The organism is Neptuniibacter caesariensis (assembly GCF_000153345.1).
GTDB classification, from domain to species: domain Bacteria; phylum Pseudomonadota; class Gammaproteobacteria; order Pseudomonadales; family Balneatricaceae; genus Neptuniibacter; species Neptuniibacter caesariensis.
Genome location: NZ_CH724127.1, coordinates 539,143 through 557,582, shown reverse-complemented (window position 1 = coordinate 557,582; position 18,440 = coordinate 539,143). Strand labels below are relative to the sequence as shown.

Here is an 18,440-nt window from a genome sequence, read left to right as displayed (position 1 = left end):
CACGATACCCACTGATTAGTGGAAATCCTTGTTGAGCCCATAGCGCTCAAGCTTTGATCGAAGCCCCACCCGGGAAAGCCCAAGCTCCTTTGAGGCCTGGCTCTTATTCCAGCGATGACGGATCAGCGTTTCGCGAAGAATTCGCTTCTCCAGGGTTTCAATACGCTCTTTCAATGAACCATCCAGTTCCGCCAGCATTTCCGTTTCAGCCACTTCTTCAACTGGTGCGGCACGAAGGACTCTAGGACTGAGCAAGTCAGCACTGAGCCATTCATCTTCAGCAAGCACTAACATACGGCGTACTTCATTTTGCAGCTCGCGGACATTGCCAGGCCAGCAGTAACGGCGCATACAATCGAGCGCCTCATCGGTAAACCCTTGCACCGGTTTATCAAATGCCTGCACAGCTTTCTTCAGGAAACCTTTGGCAAGCACCGGAATATCCATGGAACGTTTCTCCAAAGCCGGTAGCTCCAAAGTCACTTCAGCTAAACGGAAATAAAGATCCTGACGGAAACGTCCAGCCCTAACCTCCTCTTCGAGGTCTCGGTTGGTTGAAGCCACAACGCGAACATTCACTTTACGGCGCTGATGCTCACCAAGACGGCGCACTTCACGTTCCTGAAGGACACGCAGTAGCTTCACCTGAAACGCAGGACTGATTTCGCCGATCTCATCGAGAAAGATCGTACCGCCGTCCGCCTGTTCAAATAGCCCGACATGATCGGTGATCGCTCCCGTAAAGGAGCCTTTCTTATGACCAAATAGCTCAGAGGCCAGCAGCTCATCCGGCATAGCGCCACAGTTTTCAACCACAAAGGGCCGGTCCACTCTCAGGCTGTTGTAGTGTAAAGCCCTGGCAAACAGCTCTTTACCCGCACCTGAAGGACCCGTTACCAATACAGATACATCGTAAGGCGCAATCTTCGCAGCCTGATCACAGAGATTGTTCAAAGGACTGTTTTCATGCCGCTGAATCTCATCAAGCTGGAACGCTTTCTGCAAACGCTGCTTTTTCTGCTGAACATTCTGTTCGGCCTGATCTTCAGTCAGGCGCATCTCCATCGCCAGCAGCTCATTTTCATTCTGCAATTCATAAAGACGACAAGCACCACGCATAATCAGTAACAGATTATCCGGATGCCAGGGCTTGGTTATATATTGCAGGATACCCGCTTCATTGAGACCTTTAATGATATCTTCAGAATCGGTATAACCCGAGAGAATCAAACGTGCGGTTTGTGGCCAGCGCTTCCTTACATCAGTCAGAAACTCCACACCCGTTCTGCCGGGCATACGCTGATCGCAGAGAATCGCCTGCACATTATGCTGTTCCAGCAACGCCATCGCCTGATCAGCATCGGTTGCCGTAATCACGTTGAACTCTTCGTCGAGTGTACGTTCAAGCGTTTCCAGTGAACGAATCTCATCATCCACACAGAGGACCGTTGGGCGTGTACGTGTCAGCATCAGATCAGCGCCTTAAACTTATTCATTTCTGCCGCCAGTTGATCGATCCTATTCTGGATCATCCCTTTACGGTTCTGATCCAGCCACTCGATCCACTCTGACATCCCTTCACCACTGGTTGCGGATAGCTGTATTACTTTGATTTCAGGGTTCACCTGGCGGGCAAACTCAATGCACTTTTCAACATCAAAACTAAGGTGAGGCAATAGATCCACTTTGTTAAGAATCATCAGCTCAGCAGCATGGAACATATCAGGGTATTTCAGGGGCTTATCTTCACCCTCGGTTACAGAAAGGATCGCCACTTTATGAGCCTCTCCCAGATCGAATGCCGCCGGGCATACTAAGTTACCGACGTTTTCAATAAACAAAATGCCGCCTTCAAGGTCAGTAAACTTATCCATAGCATGCCCCACCATATGGGCATCCAGATGGCAGCCCTTTCCGGTATTGACCTGAATAGCCGGAACGCCGGTTTCTCGGATACGGTCGGCATCATTAGCGGTTTGCTGATCACCTTCAATCACCGCTACTTTGCGTTCAGACTTAATGCGGTTGATCGTTTCCGTTAACAAAGTGGTTTTGCCCGATCCAGGACTGGAAACCAGATTAAGTACAAACAGGCTCTGCGCTTCAAACCGGGCTCGGTTGATCGCCGCATAACGATCGTTTTTAACCAGAATATCCTGCTCTATCTGTACCATACGACTCTGGCTCATCCCTGCAACATGGGCATGCGCCGGGCCTTTACCAAAATGGAGGTTATCGCCCTGCTCATCGATAACGTCATGATCATGACTATGGGTATGGTGATCATGGCTGTGATGCTCATGACTGTGCGAAAGTTCACCTTCAATCCGAACATTACCTTCACTGCATCCGCATACCGTACACATCACTCAACCTCCAACTCTTTAATCCGCATTTCGTCCCCTGCTACCACCTGCAGTTGATGGCTGCCGCATTCAGGGCAGCTATCATAGCGCTGGCTAATCGGGACATTTTTCAGGCATTGCATACAAAATGCTTCACCCGTTGTATTTATAATATGTAGTGTTGCCCTCTCAGCGAGGGTATCCCGCGTGACAGCTTCAAAGCAAAAGCTTAACGCTTCCGTTTCAATCATCGCCAAGGGGCCGATCTCAAGCCAAACGGTTTTGACCTTTTGATAACTCTGTTCAGTTGCCTGCTCTTCAAGAACCTGAATGATTCCCTCTGCTATCGACATCTCATGCATGCTCAACTACCTCAACCTTATATGCCACACATGGATCAATGGCTAACACCAAGCGTTCGGTTAACTCTCTGGCTTGCACCAGGCTAACCTTCACCCCTTTTAACATCTGCTTCAATGCACCTTCAGGGTGAAAATTCCACTCAGTCGGGGCAATAACCTGATATTCAGAGATCCGCGCTTCGCCATGCTGCTCTGTAATCTTAACTCTATGGGTCAATCGCCCTCTGGCCGCATCAACATGGCTCATTCCCGGCAGATCTGAAAACACCAGCGCTTCCTTACCAAGCTGTTCCTTACCAAATCTGGCTATCCGCTGGGGTATCTCTTGTAACTCTAACACCAGCGCCAAAAACCTTTGCGCAACTGGGTGCATCGCTAATAATTCGGCTTCCTGAATGACCTGACGCGATCGATTTCGGGTCCACACACTGCTTTCTAAACAGCCATTTTCAGACACCGGCTGAGCACAAAAACAATCCCCTTCAGAATCCAGTTTATGTAACAAATACTGACTAGTCACCTCTGTGTTAGCTTCGAAGTTTCCTAGCTTAATACCTTTAAATAACTCATTCAGTGAAACAACAACCCTGGCTAACGGGCTTGTCGTGCACCCAGAAAACAAAGCCTCTTTAAACCTCATCTCATTCTCAGGAAACAGTGGCGCCAAAATCGTTTCCAGGCGCTGTGCAACGTGCTGTAAGTCTATCGACCTAGCTTGCCCATCAGGAGCGATGACTAATGCCCATTGCAGTTCTGTTTTGAGCTCGGCAAACCAATGCATCAATTGCGCTAACTCAACTCCGCCAGACCCTTTCAGCCAATCTCGCTGGACACGTATCGCTAATTCGCGGCCGGTTTCTGCTAGTAATAGCACCTTTCGCGCTATGATCGCTTCTTCAGAGGCTTTGCAGCCAAGCTCCGACTCAATGGCAGATAGACCCGCAATGGTTTGAGCCACACTACATAAGCTATAGATCAACGGAATTCGATCTACCGCATCCTGGGGCTTTTGCCCCACAAACAGTTGCGCTATCCCTTTCGGACGGCTCGACTCAATGGTCAGGTCAGTGATCATCTCACTATCATAGGAAAGTGAAATATTGATCCTGCCGCTTAGTTCAGCCCCTGCCGCCATGATCTGCACCCGTTATTCGCTAAACCCCGCGGTCAGAAAACCGCGACGGCTCATTTTTTCAGGAAGTTTCCTTTTGCCATCCTCGCCTGGCTGACTTTCATCTGAGTCGTTCTGGACTTGCCGGTTCTCATCTCTCTGCGCATTAAGTGCCAATTGACGGTCAGTCAAGGCTACATTCTCCACCTTAAACAGCTGCAGCATAACTTGTTCCGCAGTCTCCACGGCACCCGCCTGGTCAACAAACTGACTCATCGGCGAAAATAATGAGCAACTCAAAAAACCACTGACACCATCGAGCTCATTCTGGATGAATTCATACTGCCCGGAAGGAAAACCAATCAGTTTTTTACTTCCTGCCGCTAATCTTTCAGTTTTGTCAGCTTGCTCAGGCATCAAGATCAGATTCATGCACCAGGGCGTAATTAACACGGCAACGAAACCTGTCTCTAACGCTTTAGCTCCGACCAGTTCGATGTTCAGCGCTTTGTTGTAAACAGGCAGATCTTGCATACGGCTATCTGCGCAAGCGTAGCTTTCAAGTAGTTGCCCTAACCGCTCAGATAGCATCAACCTAGCTTCCCTCTAACGCCATAAACTGATCTTTTTCACCATCACATTCAGGGCAGCGCCAATGCTCTGGAAGTTCAGTAAAAGGCGTATCTGGGGCAATTTGCCAAACGCTATCTCCCTCTTTTGGATCGTAAATATACCAACAGATTTTGCACTCTAAGCGCTGATCGGAAGAGATTCTGCTGGCATCGCCCAGATAACTACCTTCGAACCCCTGATATTCAGTACTCATAGTAAAACCTCACGAATCTCATGCAGCCTTTCTGCTGAGTCATCCAGATCCTCTTGAGCCGCACAGGCCACCAGCGGGATATCTGTTATTTCCAGGGTATCCAGAATCAACTGGTCAGTACTATTGAAGTACTGCACGCGCCACAAACCTCTGATGTCAGTGGATGTGATTCGGCAGTTTCCATACCCTCGGGAGAGGATGGTAACCGGTCCAATTCCAACAATCTCACTGAGGAATTGGTGATCCTCGGGGGAAAAAGGCAGCAGAGACAGGTTGATCACATGCGGCGTCGCTGCTTCTGCTTCCAGGCGGAATTTTTCCGAGGCTTCATGAATCTCTACCAATACGGATGGCGCGTTTAACACCCCCTGGGGGAGCTGATCCTGAGAAAAACTTATAACCTTCTCGCTAGACCAAGCTTTTTCTAAAACACAGCCGGGTACATCTGCAACCTGGATAGACTCGCTGAGCACATCGCCAGAAGCGGAGATCTCGCGTAAACGCCACACACCAGCCAGAACGGTCTCTTGAGCTCTGACGATAGGCTCACCTTCAATCGAAACAGCCACTTCCCCCTCACCAAGGATCTGGTTCAGGAACAGCAGATCACTTTCAGGCAGCGCTGTTAGATCGATAGAGATTTTATCCTCACCGACGCGGTATTTAGCTAATGCACCTTGTAGCTTTTCCATCACTGCCAGGGCTTGCGGGCAATTGGCTGCATCCTCTGCTTCAGGCAGTATCGGCATATCGTAACTGGACATTTCAGAAGGCATCTTCATATACTCCAGCACCATATCCCCTTCATCCTGGCTACCAGGCCCCATGGGAACATTAACTAAAGGAATTCCGTTATTTTCCATGATTCACCTCTTACTGACTGCAGGTTGCAGGGGTTGGATTGACGACAACAGGGATTCCGATACCCGGATCACGGCGCGGTTCCAAAGCCAAAATGCTTTGGATCTCTGCCTGATACACATCCCAATTTTGAACTTTGCTGATATTGGCCAGAAACTTACCCTGTTTTAGAAACACCAGTGTCGGCCAAACGGTGAAGTTGTAGCGCCCCTGCACCTTCTTTTCTAACTCAGGCGAGACCACCGCGGGGACCAACTGAGGAAAACAATTAACCAACTCAGGCAAAATGACCGCTACATCATCACTCTCTGGAAAACGCTTAGGCTGCTCTGTACAGAACAGAACGCTGTACTCGTTTGCTTTCACAAACGCATCGAAGTTTTCCTCAGTAAGACGCGGATAATTTAGCTCATCAACCAAACGATCAATCAACGGTGAAGCCATAACACTACTCTCTAAGTTTTTAATTCTTGTAAATGGGGAGGTAACTGGGGTTCACGCTCAACCAGATCAGCAAATAAGGCTTCAAAATCGGCGCTCTCTCCCTGCATAACTGATTCAACGGCTTTTAATGCCTGATTAATCTGCTCTGCCCGCTCAGGGGAGATTTTTTCTCTTGCTGCCCCCATGAATGTCAGCAACCATTCGCCTGTTTCAACATTGCCAATCAGCGATAGATCCACCCAATGCTCTTCAGCACCTCGTTTGCACAATGCTTTTTGCGAATCAGCCGATAAAACCTGCATAGGGATACCCAGGCACATTAACTCTGACCTTCTTCACTGCTCATAAAACGAATATCACCTTTTCGAAACGCGCTCTCTTCGGAAGGCCTACCTGATTCATAGGTTTGCATCTCCAGTTCACCTGGCGCTAAACCTTCCCCACCCGTCTGGTCAGAAACGGGGACGATGCCTCTCTCTTTCAGGTAATTCAAAGCGATACTAATGGCAGGGGCGACCTGAGCTTTGACCTCATCGCGTAAGCTGCCTCCAAAATCTTCAAGCTCAACCGGCTGACAACCGATCAGCAGAAGCTGCTCTGGATAACTACCGGTAAATTCAGCCATCGCAAGTACTTCCTGAAAGCCCGTCTGATGCAGGCTCATCTGCTTAGCGCCCATAAACTTAGGGACATCCTGATCATAGATCTCTCTCAGCGTTCCCGGCTTCAATCCATAATCGATCGCATCGAACACCACCAAAATATCTGCCTTTTGTACATGCTGAACCAGATAGATCCCTTGCGTACCCCCATCCATCAGCTTCACATTGTCAGCAAAACGACACTGTTTATTCAGGGTTTCTACACAACGAACGCCGAAGCCTTCATCTGCCCAAAGCACATTACCAATCCCCAGAATCAGGACGCTCTTTTCTTCAGATGGAACCTGTTCAGACATCGCCTACCTCTCAATACACCCAGCTATCGCCATAATTTCTTCTAGTAATTCAAAGAACATGCCAATCAGAAAAGTAACGCTAAAGGCCCCTGTTACGCCCCCCGTTACAGCTACCCAGCCAAATCAAACACACAAAGCTTTCCATTATTCATAAATACTGAAAACTTACTTACCACCCCAGTTATTAAAAAGCCATTGTTCGGATAACAAACAACTCTGCTATAATGGCGGCTTGTTTTTTGTTGTGTCGGAGATATGTAAGACGCATGACTGAAGAAGAGTTACTCAGTCGGCTAGCCTCTTTATCAACTGAGCAGTTGGATGCTATTCAAACGAAGCTTTTAGAAAAAGCGGAAAGAAAGGAAGCGGAAAGAGAGCGACTGAAAAAATTACCGCCTCGCACGTCCAATGATCTGGAAGCCCTGGCAGAACTACAAGATTTAGATTTAAGCTCACTACTCCGTGATGTAAAGCGCTACCGCTAACACCACCCTGAGCAATACCGATTAACGGCTTCCTGCTAAAGAAGCCTTCTGACTATTTGATTAGATACAGGACACCCATCTATGAGTCTTGCTGATAAAGTATTGGCTGTTAACAATGATCTTCCTATTCGTACAGATCAGCCGATCCACAGCGGCAAAGTACGCTCCGTATACTGGTTAACGGCTGAAGACAGCAAACGCCTGATTAAAGAGAAAGGTTACAACGTCCATGAAAATGCTGAACTCGCTGTCATGGTCATCAGTGACCGTATCTCAGCATTCGAATGCATCTGGACGGGTGAAGGTGGCATGCAAGGCGTACCTGGCAAGGGCGCTGCACTAAATGCTATCTCCAACCACTGGTTCAAGTTATTCCGCGAAAATGGCCTGGCTGATAGCCATATTCTTGATATCCCACACCCACTGGTTTGGATTGTTCAGAAAGCGAAGCCGGTAATGATCGAGGCAATTTGCCGCCAGTACATCACAGGTTCTATGTGGCGTTCCTACGCAAAAGGCGAGCGGGAATTCTGTGGCATTCAGATTGCCAATGACCTGGAGAAAGATCAAAAGCTGCCCGAGCTTCTAGTTACACCCTCAACAAAAGGGATCCTTAAAGGGGTTCCAGGTGTTCCTGAAGTCGATGATGTGAATATCACCCGCGACGATATCGTAAATAACTATGAAGCCTTCAAGCTGCGTAGCGAAGCCGATGTCGATCTTTATGAAAAGCTGCTCAAAGAGGGCTTTGAAGTCATCAGTGCAGAGCTGGAGAAGATCGATCAGGTATTTGTTGATACCAAATTTGAGTTTGGTTACGTCACTGACGCTTCCGGTAATGAAAAGCTAATCTATATGGATGAGGTAGGCACGCCTGACTCTTCGCGCATCTGGGACGGTCCTTCCTACCGTGAAGGCAAAGTGATTGAAAACTCCAAAGAGCTTTTCCGTCAGGAGCTACTCAACCACTTCCCTGATCCAGATATCCTGGTCAATAAGGATCGAATGGAAGAGCGCTACGCTTTGGCAGAAGATAACGAATTGCCAGCATCACTGATCCAGAAAGTCTCAGATACCTATGTAGGTATTGCGGAAAAGATCACCGGTGAAAAGCTGGCTCAATCTGACAACCCTAAAGCCGACATAATCGAAGTGCTCCGTGATCAATACGGACTCATCGATTAATCTTGAGGCACACTAGATACACAAAAAAACGGGCATAAATGCCCGTTTTTTTTCGAACCAAGGTCAGGCCACTCTGACACAGTTTTTGCCAGCCGCTTTAGCCTCATATAGCGCCGTATCCGCTCGTGCGACCCACTGCTCTACAGTCTCACCACGAATATATTGCGCAACCCCCATACTGCAGGTGATAGGCTGCCCTACCCCCAGCTCAGCATTTTCGATTTTATCGCGGAATTTATCTGCAATTTTTCGGGCATCCTCAAAGTCCGTTTCCAGCATAATAAACAGAAACTCTTCTCCACCCCATCGGCCAAACCGATCAGTTTTACGTGACATCTTGGATACAAGCTTACTCAGTTCGACAAGGACAATATCGCCAGACGCATGACCATACTGATCATTTATCTGCTTAAAGTCATCGATGTCAAAGAATACCATCGACAGGTTCCAGTTATGCCTATTAGCTAAGTCGACAAAGCTATCCATCTCACTGCGTAATTTATGACGACTGCAGATACCCGTCAGCGCATCTTTCTCTGCGATGGTCTGTAGCATTCGGTTATACGAGAGCACAGTGAAATACCGATACAAGCCAATAGCTGCAATAACTGCGACACCCGCGAGAATAATCCAGATAATGGTGTAATCAACAGAATGTTTATACTCAATCGACATCCAGCGTTTATAAATTGCTTCACGCTCTTCCGCATCCAGCGTTTGTATCGATTTATTAATAATGTTTAACAGTAGAGGAGGACCATCCTTAGTTACGGCAACACTGATGTCCCAACTATCCCGAAGCTGATCATTCAGTTCTAACCCCTGAACCTGATGCTCCTGCAGCACATAGGCAATATTTGCATCGGCGCCAACAAAACCATCGACGGCACCCGTCTGAACCATGCGGATACCATCCAGGTTTCTACCCACCCCGATCATCTTCATCTGCGGATATCGGTCAGACAATATTTCATGGAATGCTGAGCTTTCGATGACGGCAACACGCATTTGATCGATAGGCTTAGCATCCACATCCGCTAAGGTTGTAATTACCGCCGGAATACTAAGGTAGGGGCGTGAAAAACTAAGGTAGTCGCTGCGACTAACAGTGTTCATTGCACCCGCAATAAGATCACAGCGATTACTCTTGGCCAACTGTAGGGTTTCACGCCAACTGGTCGAGGGAACCACCTCATACGTTAACCCCACATTGGAAAGAATCAGATCCAGGTAATCCGCAACCATCCCCTCATGCTTACCCATCTTTATAAATTCGTATGGATACCAATCAGGGTTCACACATACCTTTATCTTTCTGCCCTGGTTGATGAAGCTTTGCTCAGCGTCACTCAGACGATGAAAATTACTCGGCGGATGATAGATAAAATCAGAAAAGTCATAACCCAAAAAGATGCTGCCTGTAATCAGATAGACCTGGGCCATCTGATTAAATTTATCGATTGAGAGTGTGCCGAAATTACCATTCTCGTCGAAGGCAAGTTTCTTTAGCTCTTGCCCCTCAAACTGAAGCGCATCTAAGGGTTTGTTCTGTGAGTTGTACTTATCAAAAATAACTTGCGCTGTTTCTTCTATATTTTCAAATGCATAGAGCCAGCCCCGCATTGACGCCCGGTAAAACTTGTCGGTCAGATCCGGATTTTGCTCGATAAACTCCCGCGAAGAAAAGAGAATATCTGAGTACATATCGAAGCCGTAATCTTTCGGATGGATCACATTATAATCTACCCCCTGTTTCTCCATGAGATAGGGTTCATTCGACACATAAGAAGCCATCGCGTCGGTATTTCCATCGATCAGATCCTGGACGTTATAGCTATGTCGCTGCTGTTTAAAATCTGAAACCGTGATTCCCGCCTGCAATAGCATCGCCAACAATTCACCCACTTTCTTCGCATCATTGGTGATCATCACGTTCTTATCTTTAAGATCGGAGGAAAGCAGGATGCCCGAATCTTTTCGGGTGAGGAGCATCAGAGGGGATTGCTGATAAGCGGCGAAAAGGGCTACTACATCTGCGCCAGCATTTTTGTCGATTAGGAGTGAGGTTCGGGCAACGCCGAATTGACTATTTCCCTGAATAACTTCGTCAACCAGGTCAATACTAAAATCAAATTCCTTAAGATTTACCTCAAGATTTTCATCCGCATAAAAACCCTTCTCTATTGCCATATAATAACCGGCAAATTGAAACTGGTGTTTCCAAAGTAGTTGTACGCTGATTTGGTCTTTTGCAGAAACAGCACTACTTAATAACAGTACCGCGCAACACCACAAGAACAAACGCATGGTTTTTCCTTAAAACAGTTCCACCTACTCCCAGTTTAGCTCATCAAGAATTGAAAGTAGCTACGATTTTTAACAGATTGCATTAGCCATTCAGCCAATTTCCTTACAAACTGTAATAGATCTAAAGTTCAAACAAATTACGCCAACCGAACGGTCGTTAACTGTTTGATTTTTCTTAAAAATACCAAAGCGACTAAAAAACAAACAATTTAATTAAAAACTTAATAATTAAAGAAAATAATAGTTGTTTTTAGCCCAACAAAAGCTATAACTAATAAAAAGGATTGTGCAGTACCTTACCCAGTTACTGTTTGGCTAAACCTAGCCAGCCAGGGATCGAACATATTTTGTTCTTCGGCGCGTGACATTAATACCGCCTGGTTTGGGGGCAAAATATGCTTTTAAATAGCTTAAGCATTCGCAGTAAGCTTATTCTTACCTCAGTACTGCCTGTTATAGGCATTATTATCATCATCGCATCATCACTCGCTGAATTAAAAAGCGCCGATGAAGGCGTTGGTCGAATCTACGAAGATCGTGTCGTTCCGCTTGAAGACCTAAAAATCATTGCTGATGATTACGCCGTTTTTGTTATTGATGCCGTTAACAAAGCCAATGCAGGTATCATGACCGGCGACGAAGCCCTTAAGGGGGTTCAGGCCGCCCGTAAAGAGATTTCAGACAAGTGGCAAAAGTACATGGCCACGACCCTTACGACTGAGGAAGAGCAGCTCGCCCGCGAAGCAGAAACCCTATTTGTTGCCGCAAACCGCTCTTTGGACGAATTAGAAACCGGTATCCGCCAGATTGGTATGGGCGATATCAGCGGCAAGTTAGCTAATTACGATGGCCCTTTATATACAACGATTGACCCTATTAGTGAAAAGATTGCTGAGCTGATCAGTTTGCAGTTGAGAGTTGCCGGTGAGGAAAAAAGCGCTATTGATGAAGCCTACCATAGCGCAGTAACCTTTATGCTGGTTATAGGCTTAGCCACTATTGCTGTTCTGGGCCTTTTGAGCTGGATGGTTTACAACTCTATCCGCAAACCTTTAGACACGCTGAATGCAGCAATGCACAATGTTGCAAATAATTCCGACCTGACCGAAAGTGTTCCTGTTTCTGGTAACGATGAGCTAACGCGCATGTCGGAGAGCTTTAATCAGATGCTCAGTAGTCAGCGTCAACTGATTGGCGACATCAGTGGAGCAACACATCAATTAGCCTCAGCCGCTGAAGAGATGTCATCTGTTAGTGTTCAAGCTAACCAGAGCATTAACAATCAACGACTTGAAATTGAACAAGTTGCCAGTGCAATGAATGAGATGGTTTCCACCTCGCAGGATGTGGCAACAAACGCTGAACATGCCGATAGCCAGACCAAGTTAATGCTGGATCAGGCAGATCAGGGTAACCGTATCGTATCGGCAGCTGTCGCTTCGACCAATACACTGGTAGGCAATGTGTCTCAGGTATCAGACCGTATCCGCGCCGTTGAAAACGATAGTGAAAGTATCGGCTCAATTATCGGGGTAATTAATGATATTGCCGAGCAGACTAACCTACTCGCATTGAACGCAGCAATTGAGGCGGCTCGCGCCGGTGATCAGGGCCGCGGCTTCGCTGTGGTAGCAGATGAAGTCCGTACGCTCGCTCAACGTACTCAACAATCTACGACTGAGATTCAAACCGCCATCGAGCGCCTGCAATCTGGTACCCGTACCGCGGTTGATGCGATGGAGCAAAGTCAGCAAGAGGCTGAACAAGCGGGTGCAAAAGCCGCTGAAGCCGGTGATGCGCTGCAAGGTATCTCTGAAGCGGTTGGTATGATCACCGATATGAATACGCATATCGCGTCCGCCAGTGAGGAGCAGACCAGTGTAGCCGAAGAGATCAACCGTTCACTGGTTGCGATTAATGATGCATCTCAGGAATCTTCGGACGGTGCAACACAGATCTCAGCAGCCAGTGATCAGCTATCACGCCTGGCAGTAGATCTGAATACTAAAGTAAGCCAGTTTAAAACTTAATAAACGTCTGGTTTACCCATTCAAAAGCGCCCACAATAGGGGCGCTTTTTGGTTTTGGAGAAATATAAAACATGCAACTGTTTAAGGCCTATCACGCCCATGTCTATTTTAATGCCGACTCATTTGATGCAGCCGAGCAGCTCTGCAAACGTGCCAACGAGGTATTTTCTATACCGATGGGCCGTCTCCACCAAAAACCGGTCGGGCCTCACCCTGTGTGGAGCTGTCAGCTTAGCTTCAGGGGCGACCTCTTTGGTGAAATCACTCAATGGCTGAACTACCATAGAGATGGCTTGGATATCCTGATTCACCCGGTGACAGAAGATGACCTTAAAGACCACCGTGATTACGCGATGTGGCTGGGTAATTCCTACGAGTTGGACCTTTCAATTTTCAGCGCTAAACCCTAACCAGCCTGATATAGGCCAGCCTGGATTGATCTGAACTTGCTTAATCCTGGCTGGCAATAAACGCCTTAGCGCGCGCTGCCCCCAGCTCAATTAAAGGATCAGCCTTATGGAACTCCAGAATGCCGCAAGCATTACGGGGGATTTCAATGACACCATCAGGCGGGTAGGCGGCTAATTTCTGCCTCGCAATGGTGCCCTGCATAGTGTCGAACGCCTGATGAGCCACGTCATACATACTGAGGGAACGTCCTTCGTCCTCATCCGACTTATATAGCTTTTCTACGAAGCTATGCACACGCTCTTTAAAACTGGCATCGGCTGTTTCATGGCTCTCTTCTTTAATGAACAAACCATGTTCAACCGGCCCACCCAGGTTTACCGCAAAGATCTGATCGGTCCGGTCACTAAAGCAAGGCGCGATAGGAACCGGGTTCAGAATCCCCCCATCCACCAGCAAGGAGTCTTTATAAGGAACCGGGGAGAAAAACATCGGCAGCGAGATGGAAGCACGGATCGCATCAAACAGAGAGCCCGAACTCATCCACACCTCGCGCTCTTCATCAATATCAGCAGCAATGGCGGTAAACCGAATAGGCAGATCCTCTATCTTCCAATCCCCGACCAGCTCAACCAGGGTATCCATAATTTTATCCCCTTTGACCAAACCATCGGATCGCCAGGTCAGATCAAGCAAGCTAAGGATATCGGTCTTATCGATCGCTCTCACCCAGGCTTCAAATTCAGCGAGTTTACCCGCCGCATAGACACCACCTATCAGCGCTCCAATAGAACAACCTGAGATTGATTCGATCCGGTATCCGGCTTTTTCCAGTTCATTGATAATCCCAATATGCGCTAAGCCCCTTGCACCGCCACTGCCTAAAACCAGAGAAACTGATTGATTACTCATTGATATTCCTTTTCTAAAAACTGTCCTTAATGAACTGTACAGACCATACAGGGATCGAAGGAGCGAACAATATGCTGTACAGCCACCGGATCTTTCTCCCCTTCACGGACTGGTGCTCCTTCCAGCGCTTGTTCCAGCGCTCCGGGGACGCCTTGCTCATCGCGCGGTGAGAAGTTCCAGGTGGTGGGAGCGATGATCTGGTAGTTACTGATCTTGCCCTTTTTCACTTCCAACCAGTGGCCTAAAGAACCCCGCGCAGCTTCTACCATGCCAACGCCCTGGCCTTCTTTAGGCATTTTTCCATGGGCACAGAAAGGCTCACCTGGCTTTAGCTGCTTGATCCAGCTTTGCATCTGCGGGATCACAATAGCGAGCTCTTAGAAGCCTGGCGATAATGCGGCTTTCAACATTAGCGCCATTCCGGCTGACCAGATCGGCGGCTAATGGGTGACCATTAATAAGCTGCCTTGCCAGCGCCCCAACCTCCATCACCTGACGATTCAGGCGCGGTGCCTTACACCAACTATAGGCGGCTTCATTGTCCAGGCTGGGTTCTGTGTTTCCTGCTGCTGGGTGCACGGGGCCATTCACGCTTTGCATCCATGAATAGGCAAGATCTTCGGTAATTCCTTTTTGATCAAAGTCAGTTACCGCCCCTGCAAATGAAGCACCGGCTTTAAACAGCCCTCCCTGCGGATCGGGATAGTTACCATAACTTAGGAACTGATCGGTCGCGCGTCCCATCGAGGCGAGGTGTAACTGATCACTGAGGTGCAAAAATCGAGTGAAGTCACTGTGTTGCCAGTCATGTTTTTCACGCCAGTTCTGCAGTTCATTCCAGGAGCCAAGTTCAGCGATCGCCTCCAGATCATCACCAAACAGTGTATGTTCGAGGAATTTGCGGAATGAAGCCAGAATCGCCAGCAAACGAATACGCTCCTGCGCTTCGATCGGTTTAGCACTGCCCCCGGGCTGCAAACTGAGGCTGTGAGGCCACTTGCCCGCCATAATACCCATCAGGTGCAAAAACTCCGATCGGGCTGGCAGCATTACTTTTGCAGCACTCCCTTTTTGCGCTTTAAATCGGGATTCAACCGAGTCAAACCAGGGCTCATTGCTGTAGATGCCTCTGGCAAAATCCGGCATAAAGAACAGATAGAAATGAGTCAGGAGGTCCGTCATATTCTCGTTAGCCAGCACCAGATTGGTTGCAAGCTGGCCGTTAAGCGGCATATCCAGATCCATTAGATCAGCTAACGCCCTGGCAGAAGCAACGGACTGGCTGACCGAACAGATCCCACAGATACGCGGCGTATAAACCAGCGCATCCATAGGTTCCTGCCCCTGCATTATCCGCTCAAAACCACGAAACAGCGGAGAATTGACCCGTGCCGCAGTCACCTGGCCCTGATCCGTATCAAGCTTAATCTCCAGATCACCTTCCACACGATTAAATGGGCCAACAACAATTCTGCTCATCTTAATTCTTTCTCTTATGGATGGTCGGCGGATAGATCAGTTTTTCTGAGGTTGCGTTCTTGCGCAACCTTTCCGGCGTAGCCGCTTTAGAAAGAGAGGCCAGTGCCACAAACCAGGCTTTTGGCATATCGGTAGGAAGCCCTACCGGAATCCCTGCAATCTTTGGTGTTTCGGTAAAACTATGCCCCGGTTCTTCAAACTCTGGCGCTGTACAATTGATACATGCGTAGCCCCCTTTGGTACAGGAACCTTCACCATTCCATGGACGACTATTACAGTCAGCATGGGCCTGGGTACCGAGACAGCCCATATTCTCCATCATACAGCCCCGTTCACCGGGCACTTCTGCGCTGGCCTTGTATTCGTAGAACTCATTACGGTTACAACCATGATGCACCAACTGATCGGCATACATCCGCGGCCGGCCAAAATGATCTACCGCTTCATCGGTATGTTCGCCCAGGGCGATACTGATCAGGGTCTCAGTCACCCAGTTAGGGTGAACCGGGCAGCCTGATATATTGAGGGTTTTAAAACCTTCCAGGGATCGATAAGCCGGCCCCAACAGACCACCCTCCAGCTCCCCTTCAAACTGTAAACCGGTCGCATCAGTAATATTGTCTCCGGCTGCAGAGATGCCTCCATAGGCGGCACAGGAGCCGATAGCGATCGTGAAACGCGCTTTTGCCGCCAGCTTCTCGATCCACTCCATCATGGACAGGCCGGTACCCCCCAACATATGGAAACGCCCGGTGCCGTTAGGCCCCCGCAAAACAGAACCCTCAAGACAGAGCATATCGAGTGGCAGACTGCCATTCAGTATCTGCTCTAGCAGCTCAGATACTTCACTACCGGTTTCCTCACTGATCGAGGGGTGCCATAACAGATTAATACCTGCGGCCTCAAAACTGGTGAGCAGGTCGGGTGATTCCGCATTAAGCAATGACATTGAGCAACCGCCACAGCCCGCTGATTGCAGCCATAACAGATTCATTATGCCTTCCCTCCTTGCTGAGGCAGGAACATGATCGCTTCAGCCCCCTGATCCCAGTTTACAATCGTTAGATCGCCACCGTGCTCAGATACAATGCCGTAGCTAATCGATAAACCCAGTCCAGTGCCCTGACCTACCGGCTTAGTCGTAAAGAAGGGATCGAACAGTCGGGATATGTCTTCCTCAGCAACTCCAGGACCAGTGTCTTTCACTGAGAACAGGACCTGCTCCCCTTGTAGCGATGCGCTAAGCTCCAGCCGCTGGGTCGATGAACCTTCCATCGCATCGACGGCATTCTGAATCAGATTGACCACAACCTGATGTATCTGGCCCGAGTGGCCGAATGCGCTTAGTTGCTCTGGAATATTTTCCACCACTTCGATTGGCCGTTTGCTCTCTTTGATAATCCAATGCAGCGCAGTACGAATCACATGACTCAGATCGAATTCAGTTTTCTCTGATTCCTGAGTTGATGAGAACTGGCGGAGATCATTGACGATCTCTTTGACCCGGTCAGCACCCTCCATGGTCCCATCAACCAGCGAGTGTAAATCACGTATTAATTTGTCCAGACGCAGTGTTTCACGCATCTCGCGAAGCTCTTCGCGGGAATACCCTTCATTGATCGCATCAAAATACTGACTCAAACGCTCAGTATAACGCTGCAGCGCGTGCATATTGCCGTAAACAAAGCTAATCGGGTTATTCAACTCATGGGCTACACCAGCCACTAGTCGGCCCAAAGAGGCCATTTTTTCCGATTGAACTAACCGCTCCTGGGCAAGTTTGAGTTCAGCATGAGCTGTATTTAGTTCTTTATAGGCTTTTTGTAATTCACCCAGAGGTCGGCCAATCAGTACCATACCCACCAAGCGGCCACGATGATTGAGTCTGGGTGAGCAATTCATTGAAAGTGGCACCGGGCCTTCAGCGCCTTTTAGTTCAAGCTCGCAATCCCTGAGGGGTTGAATTCGTACCTGGTTCAGGAAGCTATCGACTTTTTGCAAGAAGCGCTCGTCGACAAGCACAGTGAAGTGCTCGCCGATTAAGGTATCAGCATTGCGATCCGTTAGTGCTTCCAGTGCTTTATTAACTTGCTGGATAAGGCCAGCATGGTCACATACGATCAACACATCACTCATGGAGCTTTGAATACTGTCAAAGAACAGCTTGTTCTCTTCTAGTTCAGCATTCTTTTCCTCAACCTCGACCTGATAGTGAACCAGGTCAGCATAAGCCTCATCCATTTTTTGGATGACGCTGACCCAGGCATCTTCAGAATCGGTCATGGATGGATCATCGTTTTTATCTGACATCTTACTCACTAAACGGATAGCTCAGTTATCCGCTTGTTCCTGTTTTTCCTGACATGATATGCATAAAGGACTTTCCGGACGGGCATTGAGCCGAGCCAGCGCAATTCGTTCACCGCATGCGTCGCAGTAACCATAATCTTCAGCATCGATTTTCTGCAACGCCTCATCAATCTGACGAATACGCTCCTGACACTGGGCCAGATTAGCTTTAGCCATGCTTTGTTGCTGCAATGCTTCACCACGGGATACCCGACCAAACGCCTGTTGATCAAGCTGAACCGGCTGTGATTCTTTCTGTAGGGAGTCGATCTCTTCATCAAGCTCATGCCTTAGGCTATGCAGCTTTTCCAATAAGGACTCGACCTCAATTTCGTCTATAAATGATGCCATATCAAAACCATAAAGCTAATGCTCTAA

The 18,440-nt window shown here is 48.2% G+C and carries 21 protein-coding genes; 4 read left to right on the top strand and 17 right to left on the bottom strand.

Annotated features, from left to right (window positions below):
• Positions 1-15: 15 nt before the first annotated feature.
• From MED92_RS16355 to MED92_RS16310, 10 genes are read right to left on the bottom strand one after another with little or no spacing between them, the layout of a single operon-like run.
• Positions 16-1,470: a sigma-54-dependent transcriptional regulator gene (locus MED92_RS16355; protein WP_007022692.1), complete on the bottom strand. Its 1,455-nt coding sequence runs from the start codon at positions 1,468-1,470 to the stop codon at positions 16-18.
• Entirely contained in the window at positions 1,470-2,366 is an 897-nt protein-coding gene (gene hypB, locus MED92_RS16350; RefSeq protein WP_007022691.1) for a hydrogenase nickel incorporation protein HypB, read from the bottom strand. Before hypB ends, MED92_RS16355 begins: the two co-directional genes overlap by 1 nt.
• Positions 2,366-2,707, bottom strand: a complete 342-nt coding sequence (gene hypA, locus MED92_RS16345) for a hydrogenase maturation nickel metallochaperone HypA (protein WP_007022690.1) — start codon at positions 2,705-2,707, stop codon at positions 2,366-2,368. Before hypA ends, hypB begins: the two co-directional genes overlap by 1 nt.
• Positions 2,700-3,842 carry a nickel-dependent hydrogenase large subunit gene (locus tag MED92_RS16340; protein ID WP_007022689.1) on the bottom strand — a complete coding sequence of 381 codons (1,143 nt, stop codon included), beginning with the start codon at positions 3,840-3,842 and terminating at the stop codon, positions 2,700-2,702. The genes hypA and MED92_RS16340 overlap by 8 nt, the downstream gene beginning before the upstream one ends.
• Positions 3,843-3,854: 12 nt before the next feature.
• Positions 3,855-4,409, bottom strand: a complete 555-nt coding sequence (gene hybE / locus MED92_RS16335) for a [NiFe]-hydrogenase assembly chaperone HybE (protein WP_007022688.1) — start codon at positions 4,407-4,409, stop codon at positions 3,855-3,857.
• 4 nt (positions 4,410-4,413) lie between these two features.
• On the bottom strand, positions 4,414-4,644 hold the full coding sequence (locus MED92_RS16330) for a rubredoxin (RefSeq protein WP_007022687.1): 231 nt from the start codon (positions 4,642-4,644) through the stop codon (positions 4,414-4,416).
• Positions 4,641-5,507, bottom strand: coding sequence for a hydrogenase expression/formation protein (locus tag MED92_RS16325; RefSeq protein ID WP_007022686.1), 867 nt, complete (start codon positions 5,505-5,507; stop codon positions 4,641-4,643). The genes MED92_RS16330 and MED92_RS16325 overlap by 4 nt, the downstream gene beginning before the upstream one ends.
• Positions 5,508-5,517: 10 nt before the next feature.
• On the bottom strand, positions 5,518-5,949 hold the full coding sequence (locus tag MED92_RS16320; RefSeq protein WP_007022685.1) for a thioredoxin domain-containing protein: 432 nt from the start codon (positions 5,947-5,949) through the stop codon (positions 5,518-5,520).
• Positions 5,950-5,960: 11 nt separating this feature from the next.
• Positions 5,961-6,269, bottom strand: coding sequence for a HypC/HybG/HupF family hydrogenase formation chaperone (locus MED92_RS16315; RefSeq protein ID WP_007022684.1), 309 nt, complete (start codon positions 6,267-6,269; stop codon positions 5,961-5,963).
• Complete coding sequence (locus MED92_RS16310) at positions 6,269-6,907, bottom strand: HyaD/HybD family hydrogenase maturation endopeptidase (protein WP_007022683.1); 639 nt, start codon at positions 6,905-6,907, stop codon at positions 6,269-6,271. The genes MED92_RS16315 and MED92_RS16310 overlap by 1 nt, the downstream gene beginning before the upstream one ends.
• A 266-nt stretch (positions 6,908-7,173) precedes the next feature.
• Here MED92_RS16310 and MED92_RS16305 point away from each other — a divergent pair, with 266 nt between their 5' ends.
• Positions 7,174-7,392: a hypothetical protein gene (locus MED92_RS16305; protein WP_007022682.1), complete on the top strand. Its 219-nt coding sequence runs from the start codon at positions 7,174-7,176 to the stop codon at positions 7,390-7,392.
• A gap of 81 nt (positions 7,393-7,473) precedes the next feature.
• On the top strand, positions 7,474-8,577 hold the full coding sequence (locus tag MED92_RS16300; RefSeq protein WP_007022681.1) for a phosphoribosylaminoimidazolesuccinocarboxamide synthase: 1,104 nt from the start codon (positions 7,474-7,476) through the stop codon (positions 8,575-8,577).
• A 63-nt stretch (positions 8,578-8,640) separates the two neighbouring features.
• Here the strand turns inward: MED92_RS16300 and MED92_RS16295 are convergent, their stop codons facing one another.
• Entirely contained in the window at positions 8,641-10,884 is a 2,244-nt protein-coding gene (locus tag MED92_RS16295) for an ABC transporter substrate-binding protein (protein WP_007022680.1), read from the bottom strand.
• Between the two features lie 395 nt (positions 10,885-11,279).
• Between MED92_RS16295 and MED92_RS16290 the strand changes: the two genes are divergently transcribed.
• On the top strand, positions 11,280-12,914 hold the full coding sequence (locus MED92_RS16290; protein WP_007022679.1) for a methyl-accepting chemotaxis protein: 1,635 nt from the start codon (positions 11,280-11,282) through the stop codon (positions 12,912-12,914).
• 71 nt (positions 12,915-12,985) lie between these two features.
• Positions 12,986-13,324: a DOPA 4,5-dioxygenase family protein gene (locus MED92_RS16285; protein ID WP_007022678.1), complete on the top strand. Its 339-nt coding sequence runs from the start codon at positions 12,986-12,988 to the stop codon at positions 13,322-13,324.
• Positions 13,325-13,364: 40 nt separating this feature from the next.
• Here the strand turns inward: MED92_RS16285 and MED92_RS16280 are convergent, their stop codons facing one another.
• Genes MED92_RS16280 through MED92_RS16260 form a run of 6 tightly spaced genes read right to left on the bottom strand, consistent with a single transcriptional unit; the run spans position 13,365 to position 18,413 of the window.
• Entirely contained in the window at positions 13,365-14,234 is an 870-nt protein-coding gene (locus tag MED92_RS16280; RefSeq protein WP_007022677.1) for a patatin-like phospholipase family protein, read from the bottom strand.
• Positions 14,235-14,260: 26 nt separating this feature from the next.
• Positions 14,261-14,587 carry a nickel-dependent hydrogenase large subunit gene (locus MED92_RS19160; RefSeq protein WP_007022676.1) on the bottom strand — a complete coding sequence of 109 codons (327 nt, stop codon included), beginning with the start codon at positions 14,585-14,587 and terminating at the stop codon, positions 14,261-14,263.
• Positions 14,553-15,713: a nickel-dependent hydrogenase large subunit gene (locus MED92_RS16275; RefSeq protein ID WP_007022675.1), complete on the bottom strand. Its 1,161-nt coding sequence runs from the start codon at positions 15,711-15,713 to the stop codon at positions 14,553-14,555. Before MED92_RS16275 ends, MED92_RS19160 begins: the two co-directional genes overlap by 35 nt.
• Position 15,714: 1 nt before the next feature.
• Entirely contained in the window at positions 15,715-16,707 is a 993-nt protein-coding gene (locus MED92_RS16270) for an NADH-quinone oxidoreductase subunit B family protein (RefSeq protein ID WP_007022674.1), read from the bottom strand.
• Positions 16,707-18,023: an ATP-binding protein gene (locus MED92_RS16265; RefSeq protein WP_007022673.1), complete on the bottom strand. Its 1,317-nt coding sequence runs from the start codon at positions 18,021-18,023 to the stop codon at positions 16,707-16,709. The genes MED92_RS16270 and MED92_RS16265 overlap by 1 nt, the downstream gene beginning before the upstream one ends.
• Before the next feature lie 21 nt (positions 18,024-18,044).
• A complete protein-coding gene (locus MED92_RS16260) occupies positions 18,045-18,413 on the bottom strand; it encodes a TraR/DksA family transcriptional regulator (protein WP_007022672.1) in 369 nt (122 codons plus the stop codon).
• Positions 18,414-18,440 lie beyond the last annotated feature (27 nt).